General features: G+C 44.0%; 20 protein-coding genes and 1 pseudogene. 8 read left to right on the top strand and 13 right to left on the bottom strand.

Annotated elements, in window-relative coordinates:
* Positions 1–77: 77 nt before the first annotated feature.
* The 3 genes from BCT49_RS11610 (at position 78) to BCT49_RS11600 (ending at position 3,627) form a co-directional block, all read left to right on the top strand.
* Entirely contained in the window at positions 78–1,310 is a 1,233-nt protein-coding gene (locus BCT49_RS11610) for a pyridoxal phosphate-dependent aminotransferase (RefSeq protein ID WP_102435328.1), read from the top strand.
* 333 nt (positions 1,311–1,643) lie between these two features.
* Complete coding sequence (yfbR, locus tag BCT49_RS11605) at positions 1,644–2,228, top strand: 5'-deoxynucleotidase (RefSeq protein ID WP_102308149.1); 585 nt, start codon at positions 1,644–1,646, stop codon at positions 2,226–2,228.
* A gap of 55 nt (positions 2,229–2,283) precedes the next feature.
* Positions 2,284–3,627, top strand: coding sequence for an anti-phage deoxyguanosine triphosphatase (locus BCT49_RS11600; RefSeq protein WP_102435327.1), 1,344 nt, complete (start codon positions 2,284–2,286; stop codon positions 3,625–3,627).
* A gap of 44 nt (positions 3,628–3,671) precedes the next feature.
* Here the strand turns inward: BCT49_RS11600 and BCT49_RS11595 are convergent, their stop codons facing one another.
* Positions 3,672–4,271 (bottom strand): tRNA-uridine aminocarboxypropyltransferase, encoded by a 600-nt coding sequence (locus BCT49_RS11595; RefSeq protein ID WP_102435326.1) that lies wholly within the window; start codon positions 4,269–4,271, stop codon positions 3,672–3,674.
* A 9-nt stretch (positions 4,272–4,280) separates the two neighbouring features.
* Between BCT49_RS11595 and rrtA the strand changes: the two genes are divergently transcribed.
* The gene (gene rrtA / locus BCT49_RS11590) at positions 4,281–4,829 is read left to right on the top strand and encodes a rhombosortase (RefSeq protein ID WP_102435325.1); all 549 of its coding nucleotides are present in this window, start codon (positions 4,281–4,283) and stop codon (positions 4,827–4,829) included.
* Here rrtA and BCT49_RS11585 read toward each other — a convergent pair.
* The 8 genes and pseudogenes from BCT49_RS11585 to BCT49_RS26345 all read right to left on the bottom strand — a co-directional run.
* The gene (locus tag BCT49_RS11585; protein ID WP_102351290.1) at positions 4,820–5,119 is read right to left on the bottom strand and encodes a ComEA family DNA-binding protein; all 300 of its coding nucleotides are present in this window, start codon (positions 5,117–5,119) and stop codon (positions 4,820–4,822) included. The genes rrtA and BCT49_RS11585 overlap by 10 nt on opposite strands.
* 261 nt (positions 5,120–5,380) lie before the next feature.
* Positions 5,381–7,246, bottom strand: coding sequence for a peptidylprolyl isomerase (gene ppiD, locus BCT49_RS11580; protein WP_102435324.1), 1,866 nt, complete (start codon positions 7,244–7,246; stop codon positions 5,381–5,383).
* Positions 7,247–7,466: 220 nt separating this feature from the next.
* Complete coding sequence (locus BCT49_RS11575) at positions 7,467–7,760, bottom strand: HU family DNA-binding protein (protein ID WP_012604504.1); 294 nt, start codon at positions 7,758–7,760, stop codon at positions 7,467–7,469.
* A 172-nt stretch (positions 7,761–7,932) separates the two neighbouring features.
* Positions 7,933–10,284, bottom strand: coding sequence for an endopeptidase La (gene lon, locus BCT49_RS11570; RefSeq protein WP_017110085.1), 2,352 nt, complete (start codon positions 10,282–10,284; stop codon positions 7,933–7,935).
* Between the two features lie 132 nt (positions 10,285–10,416).
* A complete protein-coding gene (clpX, locus tag BCT49_RS11565; protein WP_017110086.1) occupies positions 10,417–11,697 on the bottom strand; it encodes an ATP-dependent protease ATP-binding subunit ClpX in 1,281 nt (426 codons plus the stop codon).
* Positions 11,698–11,778: 81 nt separating this feature from the next.
* The gene (gene clpP / locus BCT49_RS11560; RefSeq protein ID WP_004736080.1) at positions 11,779–12,405 is read right to left on the bottom strand and encodes an ATP-dependent Clp endopeptidase proteolytic subunit ClpP; all 627 of its coding nucleotides are present in this window, start codon (positions 12,403–12,405) and stop codon (positions 11,779–11,781) included.
* 105 nt (positions 12,406–12,510) lie between these two features.
* The gene (gene tig, locus BCT49_RS11555) at positions 12,511–13,809 is read right to left on the bottom strand and encodes a trigger factor (RefSeq protein WP_102435323.1); all 1,299 of its coding nucleotides are present in this window, start codon (positions 13,807–13,809) and stop codon (positions 12,511–12,513) included.
* A gap of 293 nt (positions 13,810–14,102) precedes the next feature.
* Positions 14,103–14,285 (bottom strand): annotated as a pseudogene (locus tag BCT49_RS26345) (hypothetical protein); the annotation flags it as partial.
* A gap of 162 nt (positions 14,286–14,447) precedes the next feature.
* Between BCT49_RS26345 and BCT49_RS11545 the strand changes: the two are divergent.
* The 3 genes from BCT49_RS11545 to BCT49_RS25830 all read left to right on the top strand — a co-directional run bounded on the left by BCT49_RS11545 (position 14,448) and on the right by BCT49_RS25830 (position 17,918).
* Positions 14,448–16,256: a sensor histidine kinase gene (locus BCT49_RS11545; RefSeq protein ID WP_102435322.1), complete on the top strand. Its 1,809-nt coding sequence runs from the start codon at positions 14,448–14,450 to the stop codon at positions 16,254–16,256.
* Between the two features lie 60 nt (positions 16,257–16,316).
* Positions 16,317–17,666, top strand: a complete 1,350-nt coding sequence (locus tag BCT49_RS11540) for a sigma-54-dependent transcriptional regulator (RefSeq protein WP_102435321.1) — start codon at positions 16,317–16,319, stop codon at positions 17,664–17,666.
* A gap of 78 nt (positions 17,667–17,744) precedes the next feature.
* Complete coding sequence (locus BCT49_RS25830; RefSeq protein ID WP_198595847.1) at positions 17,745–17,918, top strand: hypothetical protein; 174 nt, start codon at positions 17,745–17,747, stop codon at positions 17,916–17,918.
* A 61-nt stretch (positions 17,919–17,979) separates the two neighbouring features.
* Here the strand turns inward: BCT49_RS25830 and BCT49_RS11535 are convergent, their stop codons facing one another.
* From BCT49_RS11535 to BCT49_RS11525, 3 genes are all read right to left on the bottom strand, one after another.
* The gene (locus tag BCT49_RS11535; RefSeq protein ID WP_102350267.1) at positions 17,980–19,341 is read right to left on the bottom strand and encodes a TRAP transporter large permease; all 1,362 of its coding nucleotides are present in this window, start codon (positions 19,339–19,341) and stop codon (positions 17,980–17,982) included.
* Positions 19,342–19,343: 2 nt separating this feature from the next.
* Positions 19,344–20,099: a TRAP transporter small permease gene (locus BCT49_RS11530; protein ID WP_192890198.1), complete on the bottom strand. Its 756-nt coding sequence runs from the start codon at positions 20,097–20,099 to the stop codon at positions 19,344–19,346.
* 66 nt (positions 20,100–20,165) lie between these two features.
* Positions 20,166–21,161, bottom strand: a complete 996-nt coding sequence (locus tag BCT49_RS11525) for a TRAP transporter substrate-binding protein (protein WP_102435319.1) — start codon at positions 21,159–21,161, stop codon at positions 20,166–20,168.
* Between the two features lie 356 nt (positions 21,162–21,517).
* Between BCT49_RS11525 and BCT49_RS11520 the strand changes: the two genes are divergently transcribed.
* A complete protein-coding gene (locus tag BCT49_RS11520) occupies positions 21,518–21,925 on the top strand; it encodes a thioesterase family protein (RefSeq protein WP_009847292.1) in 408 nt (135 codons plus the stop codon).
* Between the two features lie 20 nt (positions 21,926–21,945).
* Here BCT49_RS11520 and BCT49_RS11515 read toward each other — a convergent pair whose 3' ends face one another.
* Positions 21,946–22,773: a 4'-phosphopantetheinyl transferase family protein gene (locus tag BCT49_RS11515; protein WP_102435318.1), complete on the bottom strand. Its 828-nt coding sequence runs from the start codon at positions 22,771–22,773 to the stop codon at positions 21,946–21,948.
* Positions 22,774–23,040: the final 267 nt, after the last annotated feature.

Genomic DNA, 23,040 nt, shown 5'->3' with positions numbered 1-23,040 from the left:
CATCAGATTTTTATTCTATCAAACCCCGTTTTGCGGTACTTTAATAAAGTATTTAAATTAATTTCAGGAAATCGGCAATGCAAAATATCGGGATGTCGTCAAAACTCAACAGCGTATGCTACGAAATCAGGGGACCTGTACTCAAACATGCTAAGCGCATGGAAGAAGAAGGGCATAAAATACTGAAGCTTAATATCGGTAACCCCGCCCCATTTGGTTTTGACGCCCCTGATGAAATCCTTGTTGACGTAATCCGTAACCTACCGACATCTCAAGGTTACTGTGACTCAAAAGGCATCTATTCAGCCCGTAAAGCGGTTGTTCAGCACTACCAGAAAAAAGGTCTACGTAACCTTGATGTAGAAGACGTTTACATTGGTAACGGCGCATCAGAGCTTATCGTTATGTCTATGCAAGCGCTACTGGATAACGGTGATGAAATCTTAGTTCCCGCTCCCGACTACCCATTGTGGACTGCGTCTGTTGCGCTTTCTGGTGGCACACCGGTTCACTACATGTGTGATGAAGATGCTGATTGGTATCCAGATCTAGACGACATGCGCGCGAAGATTTCACCAAAGACGCGCGGCATTGTACTGATCAACCCAAACAACCCAACGGGCGCTGTTTATAGTCGCGACTTCTTACTTAAAGTGGTTGAGATCGCTCGTGAGAATGACCTGATCATTTTTGCCGATGAGATCTACGACAAAGTACTTTACGACGGTGCGGTACACACTTCAGTTGCAACGCTTGCTGAAGACGTATTAATGGTCACGTTCAACGGCCTATCTAAAGCTTACCGTGTATGTGGTTTCCGTGGTGGTTGGATGTTCTTAACCGGTCCAAAGCATATTGCGAAAGGCTATGTCGAAGGATTAGAGATGCTCGCCTCGATGCGTTTGTGTGCCAACGTACCTATGCAGCATGCAATCCAAACTGCACTGGGTGGCTATCAAAGTATCAACGAACTGTTGCTGCCCGGCGGTCGCTTACTTGAGCAACGTGACCGAGCATGGGAACTGATCAACAAGATTCCAGGTGTCTCTTGCGTGAAACCTAAGGGCGCTATGTATCTGTTCCCTAAGATTGACACCAACATGTACAACATCAAAGACGATCAGAAGTTTGTGCTCGACTTCCTTAAGCAAGAAAAGGTGCTATTGGTTCAAGGTACTGGCTTCAACTGGCCGAAACCGGATCACTTCCGTATTGTGACTTTGCCACATATTGAAGACCTTGAAGTGGCCATTGGCCGTCTTGAACGCTTCTTACAGACTTACAGTCAAGACGACCTCACCGAGGCTTAATTAACACCAAGAGTTATGACTACAATTTGCTGTTTTAAAAGACTTTAACTTGTAATCAATCACTTCTATGCTTAAAAGGCTCCTGTTTAGGAGCCTTTTTTATATCCGCTGTCTCGTGCAGTTTGTGGCAAACACAAGGTACGAGTGGAGTATTGTTTATACCAATCACAGTAAGTAAGTGTTCAGAAATAGCGTAGTGAAAAAGCTTGAGAACAAGGCAGATTTTTTTGGTAAGTAGTTATTCTACAATCAAAAATTCTAACATAGTTATCGAGTTTTTTAACAAGCTAGGATGACCAGTTATTTACTACGATTGGTACTATAAGGACGATTATGAAACAGAGCCATTTCTTTGCCCATCTAGCACGCATGAAGCTTATCCAACGTTGGCCGCTGATGCGTTCAATCTCAAGCGAAAACATTTCAGAACACAGCCTACAAGTGGCTTTCGTCGCACACGCCTTGGCGCTTATCAAAAATAAGAAGTTTGATGGTCAGCTCAACCCCGAGCACATTGCCTTGCTCGGTATGTACCATGACACCAGTGAGGTACTGACAGGAGATTTGCCAACTCCGGTTAAATACTACAACCCGGACATTGCTCTGGAATATAAGAAAATCGAGGCCGCAGCAGAACAAAGGTTACTCTCTATGTTGCCGGAAGAATTCCAAGACGATTTCGCGCCCTTCTTAATATCCGGAACAGCAAACAAAGAAGAACAAAGCATCGTCAAACAAGCCGATACTATCTGTGCTTACCTCAAATGCTTGGAAGAACTCAGCGCTGGGAACCACGAATACGAACAGGCCAAACGCAGGCTTGAAGAGACGCTATCACAACGCAAAAGTCCGGAAATGGATTACTTTCTGACGACATTTGCCCCCAGTTTCGAATTATCACTAGACGAAATCAGCTAGCTAGGTATAAGTTGAGTGTAATTATCTAAATAAAATCAATTTGATAGGTGCTATTTTGACTTCTCCAATCGAACCACCATTTGTACTCGAGCAAGAATGGCAAGATCGAAACAACGATGAGCATAAGATCAGAAGAGACGATCACCGTAGTCCATATCAACGCGATCGTGCTCGCGTACTTCACTCAGCAGCGTTTCGTCGTCTACAAGCGAAAACGCAAGTGCATGGCACCACAGTCAATGATTTTCACCGTACCCGATTAACGCACTCACTAGAAGCAGCTCAACTTGGTACGGGGATTGTCGCTCAGCTAAAGAAAAAACAACCCGAGTTTCGCGATTTGTTGCCGTCAGACAGTTTGATCGATTCACTGTGTCTGGCTCACGACATTGGCCACCCACCTTATGGACACGGTGGTGAAGTCGCATTGAACTATATGATGCGAGATCACGGTGGCTTTGAAGGCAATGCTCAGACGTTCCGAATAGTGACTCAGTTAGAACCCTATACCGAACATCATGGAATGAACCTATCAAGACGCACCCTACTCGGTTTGATCAAATACCCATCGCTACTCAGCGAGGTCCACTCACAATCTCAACATAAACCCGTTAAGCACCAGCGACAACTGCGCGCCAAAGATTGGATGCCAGCGAAAGGGATCTACGATCATGATGAAGAGTTGTTCAACTGGGTACTTGAGCCACTTTCAGACAACGACCAACAGCTTCTGAAGAAGAAAAGAAAGTCGCATACCGAACCACTTGAGCACAATAAAACTAAGTACAAATCACTCGACTGTTCGATCATGGAACTGGCTGATGACATCGCTTATGGGGTACATGATTTGGAAGATGCAATTGTGCTTGGTTCTGTCACCAAAGCACAATGGGTTGAATCGGCTTACCCTCAATTGAAAGAGGTGGCTGACCCTTGGATTTATGAGCATTTAGATTCGATTACTGAAATGCTTTTTTCGGGTGAGCAGTATCGTAGAAAAGATGCGATAGGTGGGATAGTTAACGCGCTACTCACCAGTATCTCTATCAAGCCCGTTGATACAGAATTTGAGAACGTGCTGCTGGCTTATAACGCTTTTCTTGAGCCGAGTATGGATGCCACATTGGATAGGCTAAAGCGCTTTGTCAGCGAGTTTGTAATCCAAGTTCCACAGGTTCAGGTGATCGAATACAAAGGTCAGCAGATCATCATGGATATGTTTGAAGCATTCAGCGCCGATCCTGAACGTTTGTTGCCACTGCCAATCAAGAAACAATGGCTACAGCATGACGATGAATCGAGAAAGATGCGCGTGATCGCCGATTACATCTCATCAATGACCGATGACCTTGCACAAAAAATGCATCAGCAACTGTTCTCGGCTCATACTGAGTTTTAATTTCTGACTTGTGCTAGGGAAACGGCTTAACCTTAATCTTAATCTTAATCTAAGTAGTTTTTCTCAAACACGCCCGGCGGCATATGATTGATCTGAAACTGAATCATCTGATCAAATGCCGTTAGCAAAGGGCTAAAGTCTCGGTCATTTTCTAACAAGCTCAACAGGTGATAACCCGCCTCTACAGTCGAAAGGCTGTTTTCACTTGGCGCTTTGCGGATTCGGTAATTACCTTTGAGATCTTTGGGTAAGTGAACAGTTTGTAGCGCGTGCAAGTTACTCGATACCTGCCACATTTTAAACGCCTTCTTCCATGTGCCATCCAATAAAATTACACGCAGCTTTTTACTTGGGCATGTTGCAGACTCAACAGAAACAGAATGTTCGCTGGGGTACAAGATCACGTGTTGATAATGCTCATCAGCCAGTAACTCATTAAGTTGTGTATTCTCTGAAAAATCTTCACCCACAAGCGTCACGCTGTTTTTTAGGGATAAAGAGAGAATACGTGCAGTTCCCATTGGGCGATGCTCTTCTGATGGGTGCTGAAGAATGATAAGCTCAACATTCGATTCGAGTGGTGTAACCCACTGACAAATACAAGCTTTCAAAGCCTTGCTGCATTGGGGGCAATAACGAGACATGGATTTAATGTGTACCCTGTTTTAATTTTCACTTCACTTTTATGCGTCTTATTCCAATTTGAGCCAATACAAGCTTGGGTCGTATGGGATAGCAATGCGATTGCCGAGGGGCAATGGTGGCGGATCCTAACAGGAAACTTTTCACATACCAACTACTCACACCTGCTTATGAATCTAGCCGGCTTATGGATCATCAGTTATCTGTTCCAACCTAATAAAAAACAACTGCTCAGCGCATTGCTTTTCATTAGTTTAGTCACTGGATTCTCTCTGTTGCTGTCGAGTATTCAAATCTATGTTGGCTTATCGGGAACTTTACATGGGCTATTTGGTTTATTCGCACTCAGAGAAGCGTTAAACGGCAGGAATTCTAGTTGGCTGTTGGTGTTAGGATTAATCGCTAAAATAGCCTGGGAGCAGCTTGTTGGCCCTTCTAGCACGACTGGCGAACTGATTAATGCTCGTGTCGCCATTGAAGCCCACCTAGCAGGTGCACTGGCTGGAGGCTTCATGGCTGTCGTGTTATTTATAACGGATAGAAAAACGAATCAAAGCTGAATTCTTTCGCGGTTCTTTTCGACCGTGGCCTCACCAATTCCTTTCACGTTCACCAAACTGTCAGCAGTGGCAAACTCACCGTTCTTCTCTCTGTAATCAACAATCTCTTTTGCTTTCTTATCGCCCACACCTACTAATAAGGCTGATAGCTCTTCTGCTGTCGCTGTGTTGATGTTTACCGTGATCTCAATGCCATCGTATAGCTCAGCTTTAGTTGGGCTATCAGCAAACACTGCAGAGCTCAGGGTAATAAGAAATGAAAGAAGTAGTGTTGAATATATCGCGCGCATAAACCGTTCCTTTGTACAAAAAAGGTAACTTATGCATTTACCGCTGCAGATAACACGAACGCCAGATAAAAACAAAGCGGGTCACCGAAGTGACCCGCTTTGTTATACATCTTATTTTCATCAGCTTGTTTGTTAGCTCACAAATCTGATTTATCGAATAAACCTAATTTGCAAAGCAACAACCATCGCATGTTGATTCTCGGCAGTCAGTCACCAAACAGTCTTAACTACCGAGCTAAGCTAACTCAAGCTAACCTGAGCTTACTGACCTTGACCCACTACGTAGTATTCAACGTCTGCATTTTTGCGTAGTACGTTTAATACGTTAGTTAGATCTTGTTGGTTACCAACACGCTCTAACTGAGCACCGATTTGAGTGCTGTAAGCTGGGTTGATTTCAGCCGTCACTTTAGAAAGCTCAACAACTACGATGTTACCGTCTTGGTCTTTAGATTGACCAAATACCGCTTGGCCTTCTTCTGGTTTCGATAGTGCGAACACAGAAGCTGCAAGTGGAGAGTTACGGTCAATCGTTTCAAGTTCAGTGAACTCAAGGTTGTTGTCTGAAAGTACCGCTTCGTCACCTTGCTTAAGTTCGTTAACAAGAGATACACCAAGCTCAACCGCTTGTTGCTCTGCTTGTACCGCAGACAGTGCAGCGACAACTTGATCTTTCACTTCAGCTAGCGGAAGAACTGTTTCGTCACGAGTCTCTTCTACACGAACAACAATCACGTGCTCAGGTGCAACTTCGATAACTTCAGAGTTCAGACCGTCTTCTTTCACTTCAGGGCTCAAGATAGCTTGCATTACTGCAGGCGTCATCAGAACTTCTGGTGCGTCAGCTTGAGAGATGAAATCAGTCGTCGTGATTTTCGCATTGATAGCTTCTGCAGAGTCGTCTAGAGAATCTGGGAATTCAAACGCTACTTTTTCAAGTTCAGTTTGTTGCTCGTAGAACTGATCAACTGCGTGTTGGTCTAGAAGCTCAGTCTTAATCTCTGCCGCTACTTCAGTGTAAGGCTGAGCTTGAGATGCTTTTAGTTCGTCTAGCTTGATGATGTGGTAGCCGAAATCAGATTTAACTAGGCCAGTAGTATCGCCAATATTCTCAAGAGCGAAAGCCGCATCTTCGAATGCTGGGTCCATAACATCACGTTCAATCCAACCTAGGTCACCGCCAACATCTGCACTACCGAAGTCGTCAGATTTCTCTTCCGCTAGCGTAGCAAAATCAGCGCCTGCATTTAGTTCGTCTAGGATAGACTGAGCTTTCGCCTCGTCATCGCCTTGAACTAGAATGTGGCTAACTTTACGTTGCTCTTCAGTTGAGTACTTGTCTAGGTGCTCTTGGTAGTATTTCTGAGCTTCTTCATCGCTAACTTCAAGCTGAGACTTAAGTGCTTCAGCAGAAAGCTCGATGTAAGACACCTTAGCTTGCTCTGGACGAGTGTAAGCTGCTGGGTTCTCAGTGTAGTACTGTTCGATCTGTTCGTCAGTTAACTCGATGTCTTTCGCTAGGTCAGCAACAGAAAGAGTCACTGTACGAATGTCACGAGTTTGAGCAATAAGCTTGCTTTGCGTATCGATCTCACCTTGAAGAACGAATTCGCTGCCTTGTAGAGCAGTAACAAGCTGGTTGCGCATTAGATCACGACGCATGTATTCAGCGAAGCTTTCTGCACTGAAACCTGCACGACGTAATGCCGATTGGTAAACTTCTTGGTCGAATTGACCAGCCGTTTGGAATTGAGGCATTTCTAGAATCATGGTACGGATTTGAGTGTCACTGATTCGTAGACCTAGAGACTCAGCTTGCTGCTCAAGTAGAACGTCATTGATCATGCGATCAAGAACTGATTTACGGAAAGACTCTACGTATGCAGGGTCTGCAAGCATTTGAGCAAAGTAATCGCCTAGTTGAGACTGCATGCGATTACGTTCGTTTTGGTAAGCCTGTTCGAACTCACCACGAGCGATTTCTGTATTGCCAACTTTAGCTGCTGCGTTGTTACCGCCACCGGTGATGTAGCTGCCTACACCTGCGAATACGAATGACAGGATAATCAACCCAAGGATAATTTTTACCGCGATGCTATTCACGCCTTCGCGTAATCGATCCATCATAATTTAAGTGCTCTCCGGATATGAAGCATTGGCTTCAAAATAAAAATCTATTCACGCGATATTATCAGAAAAAGAAATGCGCATCAGTAGGATGCGCATAATTTAAATAAGTTCAATGTGCTTTGCACACATACTGTCTAAGAATGAAACATCATTTTTCAAACAGTAAACGCATATTACTGCCTTCCCCTCGCAAAATTCGAGGTTTCAGCAACAAAAATTAGTTACATGCGTCTTTAAGTGCTTTACCCGCTTTGAAGCCTGGTACTTTAGCTTCTGCGATTTGGATCTCTTCACCAGTTTTTGGGTTACGACCTGTACGAGCAGCACGAGTACGAACACTGAAAGTACCAAAGCCTACAAGTGCCACTTGGTCACCTGATTGTAGCGTTGTGCCAACTGCTTCGATGAAAGCGTCTAGAGCGCGGCCAGCTGAAGCTTTAGAGATGTCTGCGTTTTCTGCGATTGATTCTACTAGTTGTGTTTTATTCACTGTTTTTCCCCTATGTGTCATCTGTGACTACTTCTCGATGACTGTACGTTCCATTTTTGGTTTTAATTTAGCCGCAAGCCTTATTACAAAAGGGATTGCCGCTTTAGTGGAATAACTTAGCGTCCAAAAAAAACGCTGACAAGCCTTTTCGAGCCTATCAGCGTAATTCTTTACTAGTTTTTGCTACGCATCACTATTTTTTCACGTCAAACTCGACCCCTGACGGATCTCGTTCTAGCGCGACTTTAAGTACTTCATCAATCCACTGGACTGGGATCACTTGTAAGTCAGCAATAACATTGTCTGGAATCTCTTCCAAATCGCGCTCATTGTCTTTTGGAATCAAGACAGTTTTGATGCCACCACGGTGTGCAGCAAGCAGTTTTTCTTTCAAGCCACCGATAGGTAAAACTTCACCACGTAGGGTAATTTCACCTGTCATACCCACTTCAGCTTTCACAGGGTTACCCGTTAAGCTAGAAACAAGTGCAGTACACATTGCGATACCCGCACTTGGGCCATCTTTTGGTGTTGCACCTTCAGGTACGTGAACGTGAATGTCACGCTTCTCGTAGAAATCTGAATTAATACCCAGATTTTCCGCACGAGAACGAACCACAGTCATTGCCGCTTGAATCGATTCTTTCATCACATCACCAAGAGAACCGGTTTGCGTTAGCTTACCTTTACCTGGCATTGATTCAGTTTCGATAGTCAGTAGGTCGCCGCCAACTTGAGTCCACGCTAAACCAGTCACTTGACCGATACGGTTACTCTCATCCGCCTTGCCGAAGTCATGACGTTGAACACCCAAGTACTCTTTCAGGTTATCAATGTTAACCGTTACAGACTTAAGGCTGCTGTCTAGCAGGATATTCTTAACTGCTTTACGGCAGATCTTAGAGATTTCACGTTCTAGGTTACGTACACCCGCTTCACGCGTGTAATAACGAATAATGCCGACGATTGCTGAATCTTCGATATTAATCTCATGAGGCTTAAGACCGTTACGTTGAACTTGTTTGTCCAGTAAATGGCTCTTAGCAATGTTGAGCTTTTCATCTTCTGTGTAACCCGACAGACGAATCACTTCCATACGGTCCAGTAACGGGCCAGGAATGTCCATTGAGTTAGATGTTGCGACAAACATCACATCTGACAGGTCATAATCGACTTCTAAGTAGTGATCGTTGAATGCAACGTTTTGCTCTGGATCGAGCACTTCTAGAAGCGCTGAAGATGGGTCGCCACGCATATCAGACGACATCTTATCGATTTCATCTAATAGGAACAGTGGGTTCTTAACACCAACTTTAGACATCTTCTGGATCAGTTTACCCGGAAGTGAACCGATGTAAGTACGACGGTGACCGCGGATTTCCGCTTCGTCACGTACGCCACCTAGAGCCATACGAGTGTACTTACGGCCCGTTGCAGCGGCAATCGAGCGACCTAGAGAGGTTTTACCTACACCAGGAGGACCAACAAGACAAAGAATTGGACCTTTTAGCTTGTTAATTCGGTTTTGTACTGCCAAGTATTCAAGAATACGTTCTTTAACACGCTCTAAGCCGTAGTGGTCTTCATTCAAGACCTCTTCCGCTTTCGCTAAATTCTTCTTAACTTTTGAACGCTTAGCCCAAGGAACACCAACCATCCAATCGATGTAGCTACGTACTACTGTTGCTTCAGCAGACATTGGCGACATCATTTTCAGTTTTTGTAGTTCTTGCTCGGTTTTTTCACGAGCTTCTTGAGGCATTTTTGAATCTTCGATCTTCTTCTTCAGAGTCTCGAATTCATCAGGTGCGTCATCCATCTCGCCCAGTTCTTTCTGAATCGCTTTCATTTGCTCATTCAGGTAGTACTCGCGCTGAGATTTCTCCATCTGCTTCTTAACGCGGCCACGAATGCGTTTTTCAACTTGCAGGATGTCAATTTCTGACTCCATTTGGCCCATTAAGAATTCCAGACGTTCAGTCACATCTGCAATTTCTAGAACGTGCTGCTTATCTACCAACTTAAGTGGCATGTGCGCTGCAATCGTATCGGCTAGGCGTGCAGCCTCATCAATACCGTTCAGAGACGTTAGAACTTCTGGTGGGATTTTTTTGTTTAGCTTAATAAAGCCTTCGAATTGATTGATCGCGCTGCGAACAACCACTTCTTGTTCTTTTTCGTCAAGTTCTGAGGTTACAACGTATTCGGCATCCGCTAGGAAAAATTCACTTTCTTTAAATTGGTGAATTTTTGCACGCTGCTGACCTTCAACAAGTACTTTTACAGTACCGTCAGGGAGCTTAAGTAACTGAAGAATGGTAGCAACGGTACCTACATTAAATAGGTCTTCGATTGAAGGCTCATCAGTGTCCGCTTCTTTCTGCGCTACAAGTAGTACTTGTTTGTTAGCTTCCATTGCCGATTCAAGGCAAGTAATCGATTTTTCACGACCGACAAACAATGGAATAACCATGTGTGGGTAAACCACTACATCACGTAGAGGTAGCACGGGGATTTCGATACGCTCGGAACGTTCCAAGTTCATATATTTCTCTCTTCCGCTTTAACTTATAAAGCAGTATATGGGGCTTAAACGACTGGATTCAATGGAAGAATAAAAAAAAGGAGGTAATTGCTTACCTCCTTTTTCAATTTGAGTGACTTGTCTAAAAAAGACCTACTCTGCAACCGCGGCTTGGTTATCTGAGTTACTGTAAATCAATAGTGGTTCTGACTCACCATTAATTACCGACTCATCAATCACAACCTTGCTTACATCTGTCGAAGATGGCAGTTCGTACATAGTTTCTAGTAGAACACCCTCCAAGATAGAACGCAGACCACGAGCACCCGTTTTACGTTCCATTGCTTTCTTAGCAATCGCACGTAGCGCATCTTCGCGGAATTCTAATTCAGTATCTTCGATTTCAAATAATGCTGCGTACTGCTTAGTAAGCGCATTCTTCGGTTCACAAAGAATTTGAACTAGAGCTTCTTCGTCAAGTTCTGTCAATGTCGTTGTCACGGGTAGACGACCAATGAATTCCGGAATTAGACCGTACTTCACAAGATCTTCAGGTTCAACTTGAGTGAACAGTTCACCCACAGTTTTTGCTTCGTCTTTTGAACGCACTTCTGCGCCAAAACCAATGCTCGAACCTTTTTCTACACGTTGTTCAATCACTTTATCTAGGCCAGAGAATGCTCCGCCACAAATAAATAGGATCTTAGACGTGTCCACTTGCAAGAACTCTTGCTGTGGATGCTTACGACCACCTTGAGGTGGAACTGAAGCAACTGTACCTTCAACAAGTTTTAGCAGAGCTTGCTGTACACCTTCACCAGACACGTCACGCGTGATTGATGGGTTTTCAGCTTTACGAGAAATCTTATCGATTTCATCGATGTAAACAATGCCGCGTTCCGCTTTCGCTACGTCATAATCACACTTCTGAAGCAACTTCTGGATGATGTTTTCAACATCTTCGCCCACGTAACCGGCTTCGGTTAGTGTTGTTGCATCTGCCATTGTGAATGGAACGTCTAGGAAACGAGCCAGTGTTTCAGCCAGTAGCGTCTTACCACTACCAGTAGGACCGATAAGAAGAATGTTACTCTTACCTAGCTCTACGCCTTCAGCTGTCGTGTCACCATTACGCAAACGCTTGTAGTGGTTGTATACCGCAACTGCTAGCACTTTTTTCGCGTATTCTTGACCGATTACATAGTCGTCAAGATGCTCACGAATCTCACGCGGCGTTGGCAGCGATTCCGATTCTTTCTTAGGAAGAACATCTTTAATTTCTTCACGAATAATGTCGTTACAAAGATCGACACATTCATCACAAATGTAAACAGAAGGACCTGCGATTAACTTGCGAACTTCGTGTTGGCTTTTGCCACAGAAAGAGCAGTAAAGCAGTTTACCGCTACCACCCTCTTTGCTTTTATCTGTCATTCGCTAACCTCTTAGCCTTTACTCTCTATGCTTGAGTGTATATCAATTTGAATCACTTTGCGTTAAACAATTGCCGTGCAATTATTGACCGCGGTGATTAAGAACTGAATCCACTAAGCCGTATTCTACTGCTTGATCAGCAGACATGAAATTGTCACGATCTGTATCACGCTCAACAACTTCTAGAGGCTGACCTGTATGCTCTGCCAATAGTTTGTTCAGCTTTTGCTTGATCGTTAGGATCTCTTGCGCGTGAATTTGAATATCAGACGCTTGGCCTTGGAAGCCGCCAAGTGGCTGGTGAATCATTACACGTGAGTTTGGAAGCACGTGACGCTTACCTGGAGTACCACCCGCTAGTAAAAATGCACCCATAGAGCAAGCTTGACCCATACATACTGTGCTCACGTTTGGCTTGATGAACTGCATTGTGTCGTAGATAGACATGCCTGCTGTTACGCTACCGCCAGGTGAGTTGATGTAAAGATAGATATCTTTGTCTGGGTTTTCTGATTCCAAGAAAAGCAGTTGAGCCACGACAAGATTTGCCATGTGGTCTTCCACTTGACCTGTTAAGAAAATGATACGTTCTTTTAATAGACGAGAATAAATATCGTAAGAACGTTCACCACGGGAAGTCTGTTCAACCACCATAGGAACTAGTGCGTCCATAATCGATGGCATTGTATTTTTTTCTTGGTAGCTCATATTCTTATGTCCCTAAAATAAATGGCCCGAATGATTAAATCATACGGACCATTGTTAGCAGAATTGTTGACCGTACGTCAACCTTCTACGTCAGATATTACTATATTAAGCAGGTTGCTGATTCATTAGCTCGTTGAAGCTAACTTCTTTATCAGAAACTTGAGCTTTAGCGATGATTGCATCAATAGCTTGCTCTTCTAGAGCTACATTGCGCATGTTGTTCATCATTTGCTCGTTTTGCTCGTAGTAAGCAATAACTTCAGTTGGATCTTCGTATGCTGTAGCCATCTCTTGGATGATAGCTTTAACTTTCTCGTCGTCAGCTTTTAGTTCTTCAGTCTTGATTACTTCACCAAGAAGAAGACCTACAACTACGCGACGTTTAGCTTGCTCTTCGAACAGCTCACGTGGAAGTTGGTCAGCAGCTTCAGTGTTGCCACCAAAACGTTGAGCAGCTTGTTGACGAAGAACACCGATCTCTTGATCGATAAGAGCAGAAGGTACGTCGATGTTGTTTTCGTTAACTAGACCGTCGATTGCTTGCTCTTTGATGCGGTTCTTAACAGCTTGCTTAAGCTCACGCTCCATGTTCTTACGAACTTCAGCTTTAAGACCTTCAACACCGTCAGCAGCGCCAAACTTAGAAACGAATTCTTCGTTTAGTTCTGGAAGTTCACGAGCTTCAACTTTGTTGATCTTGATTGCGAACTTAGCAGCTTTACCTTTTAGGTTTTCTGCGTGGTAATCTTCTGGGAAGTTTACTTCGATTTCAAATTCCATACCTGTTGTTTTACCAACGATACCGTCTTCAAAACCAGGGATCATGCGACCAGCACCCATCTCTAGTGGGAAGTTCTCAGCTTTGCCGCCTTCAAACTCTTCACCGTCGATAGAACCAACGAAGTCGATAGTTGCACGAGAACCAGCGTCAGCTGCAGTTTCAACTTCAGTCCAAGTTGCTTGTTGCTTACGTAGAGTTTCGATCATCTCTTCAACGTCAGCTTCTTTAACTTCTACTGCTGGTTTCTCAACAGTGATGTTTTCTAGACCTTTCAGCTCAACTTCTGGGTAAACTTCAAAAGTTGCGTTGAATACTAGGTCAGCGCCTTCGTTGTTTTCAACTGGTGCGAAAGTAGGTGCGCCAGCTGGGTTGATTTTCTCTTTAACGATCGCTTCGATGAAGTGACGTTGCATTACTTCGCCCATCACGTCTTGACGTACTGCTTGGCCGTACATTTTAGCAACCATCTTCATTGGCACTTTGCCTTTACGGAAACCATCGAAACGACGGTTTTTCGCGATGTTGCGTAGTTCAGCTGTAACTGCATCTTCGATGTTAGCAGCAGGAACAGTAATATTAAGACGGCGCTCTAGGCCTTCTAGCGTTTCAACAGTAACTTGCATTATATAAACCTCAAAACTGGCTCAGTAATCTGAGCATATGAGCCGTAACTTAGCTTTTATTCAAAGCCGACGTTGTTGGCTGCATCCTTGTGTAGTGCTCTATCCGAACACCTAATTTAAAATTGAGCATTGATGTCTGAATTGATTATTCAACCAAACACCAGACTAATCAGCGATATCTTCGTTCTTCACGCGTCGATTAAAACGCAATAAAGCTTGTTTTCAGAAACAAGAAAGGTATCTCCGATTAGCCTCAGGACAGAAATTTTAGACGCGACATTCTAGCGATCTGTTTAATCTCTGTCGAGCCGTTCACCTCTGGTTGATGATGAATGCTCTAAATTCGTCCAACTAAATGATACAAAAACGATCAAATCATCACTTAGCACATCAGAAATGGGGACAATAGCGACTTTTTCAAGGGAATGGAGGGCTTTTTTTGCTAAAAACCTTAAAAAGAGATCTTGCTCTTGTTTTACCCCTCAGAGTCGATAACTTTTTCAACAATCTCCATTACAAGGCCTTAACCTATTCTGAGCTGCTAACTCCTAAATTTCCGTACAAATAACCATTATTTACGGTCATAAACAAAAGAATGCAGGCTTGTTGATTTTGACCAGATTTAGTGGAGATCCACCATGTTTCAAGCTTTAAGAGTGCCTGTTTTATTGTTGATCACTTATAGCTTGTTGATGATTGTCGGTGGCCACTGGGTATGGAGCACCAGCCATCAAAGTTTGTTAAATGATCATCAATCCAAACTCGACCGCTTTTCGGTCCATATTTCGAGCCAACTCGACAAATTCGCGCACATTCCAGAGCTATTATCAAAAGACAAAGAATTGATTGATGCCCTGCATTCACCCCGCAACTCAGCGCAAATTGAACTCACGAATCGCTACCTACGCCATGTAAACACGGTTATTCAAGCATCAGACACATATTTACTCGATAGTATCGGCACCACGATTGCAGCCAGTAATTGGAATCAACAGCGCTCTTTTGTTGGACGTAATTTTGCTTTTCGCCCCTATTTCCAACAAGCTATTCTGGGTCATGAAAACCAATACTTTGCATTAGGTTCAACCTCAGGAAAGCGTGGTTACTATTACTCTTACCCAGTCTCTTATGCCGCTGAAATTATTGGGGTTATCGTCGTAAAGATGGATCTATCTCTGATTGAAGCCAGTTGGAAAGGCAAGCAGAGCTTTTTTGTCGCTGACGATAAAGACCAAATTGTTTTCATGTCGAGTAACCCGGAATGGCTGTTCAAAAGCCTTCAGCCTTTGGACGAAGAACAACGTTCTCGCATTAAAGAAAGCCAGCAATACCTAGATACCAACATCGAGAGTCTGCATTTTTCGGGCGATTTAGAAAGCGCCACCAGCAGCATTAAGTCACCTCATCAATTGGTCAAGGAGCAGTTCTTCACCTCTTCGCGCTTCTTATCCGATCCTAGATTGACCGTCAGAGTCTTTTCCCCTACCCACTTAGTCTGGTGGGATTTGATCGCCTACCTTGTAGTCCTGAGCTTAGTGTTCGCCATTATTTATCTGGCGATACAACTCAATACGCATCGCCAGCAAAGGCGTGCTCAGATCGACAGGTTGCAGTCTGAAGCGAACCAAAAACTTGAATTTCAAGTGCTCGAAAGAACCTCTGAACTTCATATAGAGATCAAGCAACGTATCGAAACAGAGCGCGTGCTCAGACAAACCCAAGATGAACTCATACAAGCCGCAAAATTGGCCGTTCTGGGGCAGATGTCTGCAAGTATCAGTCATGAGCTGAATAACCCGTTAGCGGCTATTCGCAGTTATGCAGACAATGGCCGACTTTTTCTCGCCAAAGAAAAGACCGACCGTGTTGATGACAACTTGTCGCGGATCTCAGCGCTCACCGATCGAATGGCTAAAATCAGTCACCAACTTCGCTCTTTTGCCAAGAAATCGACCGCAGAAGAGCTACACACGTTACAAATTTTACCGGTTCTTCATTCTTCAAAGGAACTGATGAAACCTCAACTCAAGAGTGAGAGAGTTAAAATCAATGAGCTACCCGATACCTTTGATGTTCGTGTGGTCGCCAATGCTATCCAACTGGAACAAGTTGTCATTAACTTGCTGACCAATGCCATTCAAGCAATGGAGCAGCAAGACGATAAGCAATTGTCCATCTTGCTGGAGATACGACCACCAAGCGCAGACACAACGAGTACACTGCTTATTCATATCGATGACAATGGTCCGGGGTTCTCTTCACCTTCGAATGGCGACTTTTTCGAACCTTTCCATACCACCAAGAAGAACGGGCTTGGGTTAGGGCTGTCGATTTCTCAACAAATAATCAGCGGAATTAACGGAAAGCTGTTAACCGGAGTCAGCCCACAAGGCGGCGCTCGATTTAGTATCGAGTTACCCATCGTTCCAACAAAAGAATCAGATTAGTCGCTAAGTAAACCATTACACGCTCACCAATAATAAGAATAAAAGATTAAAGGAATAACTATGTGTCACGTCTATTTCATTGATGATGAATCCGATTTAAGAATGGCCATCGAGCAGAGTTTTGAACTTGCTGATATCGATGCTGAATTCTTTCCAGATGCAGAATCCGCTTTGCTCGCTATCCAAGCGGATGGCCTTCCACATGTCATCATCACTGACATTTGCTTGCCAGGTATATCAGGGCATGACCTGCTCAATACCCTGATGCACAAAGATAAAGAACTCCCAGTCATCATGATCACTGGTCACGGTGACATCTCCATGGCGGTGCAAGCCATTCAAGATGGCGCCTATGATTTCATTGAGAAACCGTTCGCCAACGAACGCCTAATAGAAACCACCAAACGCGCAATTGAAAAACGTCAACTGACCCTCGAAAACCTTGAACTAAAACGCTCTCTCAAAGCGAGCCAAGCGCTTGGTCCGAGAATCATTGGTGATACACAATCCATGACTGAGCTCCGTTCGGTCATCACTCATGTTGCAGACACCAACGCTGATATTTTGCTTTTCGGTGAAACCGGTACGGGCAAAGAGTTGGTCGCACGCTCTCTGCATGAACCGAGCAGTCGTCGAGAACACAACTTTGTTGCCGTCAATTGCGGTGCCGTTCCTGAGAGCCTGATTGAAAGCGAACTGTATGGTCATGAGAAAGGCGCGTTTACCGGCGCTGAAAGCAAACGCGTTGGTAAATTCGAATTTGCTCAGGGCGGCACCCTGTTCTTAGATGAAATTGAATCCATGCCGATGCAGGCACAAATACGCCTACTGCGTGTATTACAGGAACGCGTGATTGAGAGAGTTGGATCTAATAGTTTGGTGCCTCTTGATATTCGTGTGATTGCCGCCACCAAAGTCGACCTAAAAAAAGCGGCTGAAGAAGGGAGCTTTCGACAAGATCTCTATTACCGACTCAATGTCGTCACCTTGGATTTACCGCCTCTAAGAAGCCGCCAAGAAGACATCCCTGCACTCTTTCACCACTTCTTACTTGTGGCTGCGGCTCGCTATGGGAAAACAGCCCCTGCGCTTCCACAAAAGGAACTGCATGCGCTTTTAGCTCACGATTGGCCGGGAAATGTACGTGAATTACGTAATACTGCCGAACGTTTTGTGTTGTTAGGTAAGCTTTCTAACCTATCAGACAACAGCACCGACTCTAGCCATGAAATGTCGCTCACTGAACTGGTCTCTGATTTCGAAAAAAATACGTTAAAGCAAGCACTTATTGAGTGTAATGGCAGTATAAAAGAGACTATGGAAAGGCTACAGCTTCCACGAAAAACGCTCTACGATAAGATGCAAAAACACCAACTCACGAAAGAGTCTTATAAGGTAGAACAAAACTAGATTAGATTTGGGAGTAAGATCACCTATACTTATTTTGATAACAGGATGTTATGCAATAAATAGGATAAGGAAATAGGTATGGGTGAGAAAACGAGAGTACCATCGATTACTGACACGTTTGAGATAGACGGTATCTACTACACCGATCAGCATGTCGACTTAAACACACCAGAATTAGAAGCGAAGCGAGCGCTGTATGAGCAGATAAATCCTCATTCGAATCGCGGTAGAAATATAGATGAGGAGGTCTAATGACCTCCTCATTTTTTATTCCAATAAGACTTTTTCAGTTCTAATCACATAGAACAAACAGCTATTTGGTTATGATCTCTGGCCCCATCAAGGTGGTTGGTAACCATGTTGATACCCAAGGCACGTAAGTTACGATAATCAAGAATAAGAACATCACGCCAACCCATGGCAGTGCGGCTTTTACGACATTCATCATCGACATCTTCGCTACCCCTGCGGTCACAAACAAGTTGAGCCCCACAGGCGGGGTTATCATCCCTATCTCCATGTTCACCACCATCATGATACCAAGGTGAATTGGGTCGATACCCAGTGCAATTGCGATTGGGAATACCAGCGGAGCAACGATGATCAGCAAGCCTGACGGCTCCATGAACTGTCCGCCAATCAATAACAGAACGTTCACCACGATCAAGAAGGTAATCGGTCCTAAGCCCGCAGAGAGCATAGATTCAGTGATCATTTGAGGAATACGTTCTTCAGTCAGCACGTGCTTAAGAATCAGAGCATTGGCAATGATAAACAGCAACATGATAGTCAGCTTACCTGCATCATAAAGCGTATCTTTGGTGTCTTTATGAACAAAGGTTTGAACGATTTTGACCAAGGCTGGTTTCTTGTTCTCTTTGTCCGCAAACGGGCCCATATCTTTGTAGATAAAGTTAGCAATGAAGAACGCATAAACCGCTGCAACTGCCGCTGCTTCTGTCGGAGTAAAGATACCGCCGTAGATACCACCTAGAATGATAACAATCAGCAGCAAACCCCAGCTCGCGTCTTTCGCTGCTGCGAACATCTCACCCCAGCCTACAAATGGCTGTGCCGGAATCTTCTTAATACGTGCTGCAATGTAGATAGCAATCATCAACATCACACCCGCCAGCAGGCCTGGAATAACGCCACCTAGGAACATACGACCAACAGATACATCGGTAGCCGCTGCGTAAACCACCATAACGATTGACGGTGGAATCAAGATACCTAACGTACCCGCGTTACAGATAACGCCTGCCGCGAACTCTTTTGAGTAGCCATTTTTGATCATACCCGCGATAACGATACTACCGATCGCCACTACCGTAGCCGGTGAAGAACCTGACAGCGCTGCGAACATCATACATGCCACAACCGATGCCATCGCCAAACCGCCGCGGAACCAGCCCACCATCGCGATAGCAAAACGGATAATACGCTTTGCAACGCCACCCGTAGACATGAAGCTAGAGGCCAAAATAAAGAATGGGATTGCTAATAATGTGTAATGGCCAGCAAATGCGTTAAACAACGTTTGTGCAACGGATGCCAGAGAAGCATCAGAGTGCATCAGCAAAAATAGGACGCTCGATAAACCCAAGGAAATCGCGATTGGTACACCAACCAACATGAACGCAATTACCATCAAAAATAGAAATAACATTGCCATGATTAGTCTTCCTTACCGTTAGATTTTGTATTCGATTCGCTCGTCTTATTTGACGTGTTCGAGTCCAATACCGCTGTCGCGTCTTCATCAGAACCCGCTAGTACGTCAGCTTTAAGTGCATCCAGCTCTTCTTCTGCTTCATGTCCTGCAATCATGCGGTCCAGTTTTCCAGTTAAGATTTGGAACGCGACTTGAGCAAAACGGAAAGTCAGTAGCGCCATACCAATCGGCAGTGCCATGTAAGGAATAAAGCGAGGCAGTTTTTCATATCGTTCGCCTTCGTTAAGCCAATCCGCCATGAACTGCAGCATTTCAGGCATTGGAATATCGTCGGTTTCATACCATGCACGTTCAGTCGCGAACGGGTACCAATAATTCCAAGAACCGATAAGAAGTAAGATTGAAAAGGCTAAACAACAAGTCACGGCAATCAGCGCGTAGATCTTTCTTAGCTTTTCTGGCGCGAGGTTAATAATGACATCGACGCCGATATGAAAATGTTTTTTTACGCCATAAGAAGCGCCGACCAACACCATCCATGCAAACATGAATACCGTCAGTTCCAATGCCCACAAAATGTTGTCGTTGAATGCGTATCGAAAGACCACATTGGCAAAGGTAAGTAGCGTCATTGCGCCAAGGAAAAATGCAATCAAAGACTCTTCAATCACATCAGTAACTTTTCCGACTTTAGAAAAAAATGAAGGCTCTAATGCTGCTTCGTTAGAATTTGGTTGTTCCATTTGAGGATTATCCATAATTGACTCCGCTTATAATTGTTTTAATGAGGAGTAGCGAACCATGCTCGCTACTCCTTAGCGGTGTTATTGGTTTGAAGCTAACGCTGCATTGATAAGATCTGAACCGATGTCTTTTTCAAACTTCTTCCATACTGGTTGAAGTGCAGTTACCCATGCTTCACGCTGTTCAGGCGTCAAAGTACGAACCTCACCACCAGCTTCGATGATGTTGTTTTTGTTCGCTAGGTTAACTTTTGAAGATTCAGCATTACGTGTCTCAGACACTTCCTGAACGATAGTGCCAAGTTGCGTACGTACATCTTCAGGTAGGTCTTTCCAGAAGTCGTTCGACGTTACTACAAGGTAATCAAGGATACCGTGGTTAGTTTCTGTCACGCCGTCTTGTACTTCAAAGAACTTCTTACCGTAGATGTTTGACCATGTGTTCTCTTGGCCATCGATAACCTTAGTTTGCAGGCCACCGTATACTTCTTTGAAAGACATCTTCTGTGGGTTAGCACCGAGTTGTTCAAACTGAGCGACTAATACGTCTGATGCTTGAACACGGAATTTCAAACCTTCCGCGTCTTCAGGATTGATAAGAGGTTTGTTTGCCGACATCTGTTTCATGCCATTGTGCCAAAACGCTAGGCCTTGTAGACCACGACGCTTCATCGCATTTTTCAGCTTTTCGCCAGACTCTGAGTTTTGGAAACGGTCAACAGCTTCTACATCTTCAAATAGGAAAGGAAGGTCAAAAATGCGGTATTTCTTAGTGAACTTCTCAAATTTAGACAGCGATGGCGCCGCCATTTGAACATCACCATTTAACAGGGCTTCCAGTACCTTATTATCATCGTAAAGCGTTGAGTTAGGGAAAACTTGCATACAAGCTTTGCCGTTCATTTCCGTGTTTACTCGCTCTTCTAGTAAAGAAGCAGCAATGCCTTTCGGGTGCTTATCAGTATTGGTTACGTGACTGAACTTAATCACAATTTCACCTGGATCACAGTTAGCGGCAGCATTGAAGCTAGTGAGTGCCAGAGCAGATACAGACAGCAGGGTAAGAGGCTTAAACATTATTATTCTCCTTAGTAAACAAAGCAGCCCATCAATGGGAACTGCGTGCTTTCACTAAGGCAATTAGCGCGCCACATTGAAACAAAACATTAACAAGCCTTTAACCGTAAGGCTTCTTAAGATCGATAAGCTCTAATCGACTAACTGATGCAAATATTAATGGGTGGAAAATGACACATAGAATATTTGTAAATGGGTGGGAGTTGACCAACGTATTAGTAATGAATAAGGCCGAATGAGGTCTGACCAAAAGCTCGATAGTCGATGATGCCTTGAAGTAATTTCAACCTATCCTGTAGAGTGCTGCACAACTTAGCCAGATTTACACCCCCACTACTTAATAAGAGTTGATATCAATGAGTCAGATCTACCATCACCCAGTACAAATTTACTATGAAGATACCGATCACTCAGGTGTGGTTTATCACCCTAATTTTCTAAAGTACTTTGAACGTGCACGCGAACATGTGTTGGGTAGCGATAAACTGGCAACATTGTGGAATGAACACGGATTAGGCTTTGCGGTGTATAAAGCCAACATGACTTTTCAAGATGGTGTTGAGTTCGCAGAAATCTGCGACATCCGAACCTCTTTTGAACTCGATGGCAAATACAAAACGCTATGGCGACAAGAAGTGTGGCGTAAAGATGCAACCAAACCCGCGGTGATTGGTGATATCGAAATGGTCTGCCTTGATAAAGACAAACAACTGCAGCCCGTGCCTGCTGAAGTATTAAAAGCGATGCTTGGCGAAACGAGCTAACTTCATCTCACCAAACTAGCTTAAAAGAGATGAGACGACGAAAAGGTTCTCATCTCTAATTGCATTGGAAGACTCGCCCCACCCAGCGTAACCGCAAATCGGTACTGGTCATCCAATCGCCCTAAGCAACATTGCCATGCTGTAGAAATATCGCTTTGTTCAGCAGCATCCAACTCAACTTCGGCATATACACTGATTCCGCCATGCAATCTAATTTCATCTTGCAAGTTTGATTGAAAGTCCGAGGCGTGAAGTGACAGTGTTTGTTCAGTCAGGTTAGAGAAATCAAACGAAAAGCTTCGCAACGATGTCGCTAGCCCCCTGCCCGTCGCTTTGATATACGACTCCTTCAGCGCCCACAGATCGAAAAAACGCTCTCTTTGTTGTTCTTTGCTGAGCTCAAGTAAATCCGTCAATTCTGTATCTGAAAAATAGTGCTTCATGATCGAGTCGATATTGGTCGAGCTTCTTGCATGTTCAATATCAACACCCAGATGAACTTGTTTCCCTTCTCTCTGGCAAACCGCGATTAACAAATGTTCTTTGCTATGACTGATATTGAAATTCAGGCCGGTTTCTATTTGTTGTTTCTCAATTAAGCTTGGCTTTCCTTTCTCACCATATTCAAAACGCCACTCTTCAGGCATCAAATCAGAATAGCTAGACAGCACCTTTCTTAGGTAGTTTCGAACATACAAAGCTTGAGTCTGAGATAAGGGCATTCGATAGCGCTCAACTTTGGCAATCTCATCGGCTGTCAGTCTCTTTTTGAGCTGCGATACATTGTTTGGCTGGTCATTTAAATTACTCAGAGAACATAGCCACAAATCAACAACGGGAGTTTTCATTTAACTCGAACTCACTTCTACAAACCACTCTTCAAACACGATTGGAACAACCAAATCGAACAAATTTAACTCATCTATGATTTAAGCGAAACCTAGAGAATACGGGAGGGAAACACCCTTCATATACGGACTTAAAGCTAATTTTTCAAATAATAACAAATTAAAACACAGATCACACTTAGCCTTACATAAGAGGCACCCGTTAAATGTTACTTACAAAAATATGACATAGATCTCACCAAGTCAAAATATAGAGTAAAAACACTA

It is taken from the genome of Vibrio lentus, assembly GCF_002875945.1.
GTDB lineage: Bacteria > Pseudomonadota > Gammaproteobacteria > Enterobacterales > Vibrionaceae > Vibrio > Vibrio apostichopi.
Note: the sequence above shows the minus strand (reverse complement) of the source record. Positions and strands in the feature narration are given on the sequence as shown.

Excerpts from the sequence above, each read along its gene's own strand:
- BCT49_RS11535 (WP_102350267.1), bottom strand. The coding sequence starts at position 19,341 with ATGGCAATGTTATTTCTATTTTTGATGGTAATTGCGTTCATGTTGGTT.
- clpX (WP_017110086.1), bottom strand. The coding sequence starts at position 11,697 with ATGACAGATAAAAGCAAAGAGGGTGGTAGCGGTAAACTGCTTTACTGC.
- BCT49_RS11585 (WP_102351290.1), bottom strand. The coding sequence starts at position 5,119 with ATGCGCGCGATATATTCAACACTACTTCTTTCATTTCTTATTACCCTG.
- yfbR (WP_102308149.1), top strand. The coding sequence starts at position 1,644 with ATGAAACAGAGCCATTTCTTTGCCCATCTAGCACGCATGAAGCTTATC.
- BCT49_RS11545 (WP_102435322.1), top strand. The coding sequence starts at position 14,448 with ATGTTTCAAGCTTTAAGAGTGCCTGTTTTATTGTTGATCACTTATAGC.
- clpP (WP_004736080.1), bottom strand. The coding sequence starts at position 12,405 with ATGAGCTACCAAGAAAAAAATACAATGCCATCGATTATGGACGCACTA.
- BCT49_RS11540 (WP_102435321.1), top strand. The coding sequence starts at position 16,317 with ATGTGTCACGTCTATTTCATTGATGATGAATCCGATTTAAGAATGGCC.
- ppiD (WP_102435324.1), bottom strand. The coding sequence starts at position 7,246 with ATGATGGATCGATTACGCGAAGGCGTGAATAGCATCGCGGTAAAAATT.
- tig (WP_102435323.1), bottom strand. The coding sequence starts at position 13,809 with ATGCAAGTTACTGTTGAAACGCTAGAAGGCCTAGAGCGCCGTCTTAAT.
- BCT49_RS11610 (WP_102435328.1), top strand. The coding sequence starts at position 78 with ATGCAAAATATCGGGATGTCGTCAAAACTCAACAGCGTATGCTACGAA.
- BCT49_RS25830 (WP_198595847.1), top strand. The coding sequence starts at position 17,745 with ATGGGTGAGAAAACGAGAGTACCATCGATTACTGACACGTTTGAGATA.
- BCT49_RS11530 (WP_192890198.1), bottom strand. The coding sequence starts at position 20,099 with ATGGATAATCCTCAAATGGAACAACCAAATTCTAACGAAGCAGCATTA.
- BCT49_RS11575 (WP_012604504.1), bottom strand. The coding sequence starts at position 7,760 with ATGACACATAGGGGAAAAACAGTGAATAAAACACAACTAGTAGAATCA.
- lon (WP_017110085.1), bottom strand. The coding sequence starts at position 10,284 with ATGAACTTGGAACGTTCCGAGCGTATCGAAATCCCCGTGCTACCTCTA.
- BCT49_RS11595 (WP_102435326.1), bottom strand. The coding sequence starts at position 4,271 with ATGTCTCGTTATTGCCCCCAATGCAGCAAGGCTTTGAAAGCTTGTATT.
- BCT49_RS11515 (WP_102435318.1), bottom strand. The coding sequence starts at position 22,773 with ATGAAAACTCCCGTTGTTGATTTGTGGCTATGTTCTCTGAGTAATTTA.
- BCT49_RS11520 (WP_009847292.1), top strand. The coding sequence starts at position 21,518 with ATGAGTCAGATCTACCATCACCCAGTACAAATTTACTATGAAGATACC.
- BCT49_RS11525 (WP_102435319.1), bottom strand. The coding sequence starts at position 21,161 with ATGTTTAAGCCTCTTACCCTGCTGTCTGTATCTGCTCTGGCACTCACT.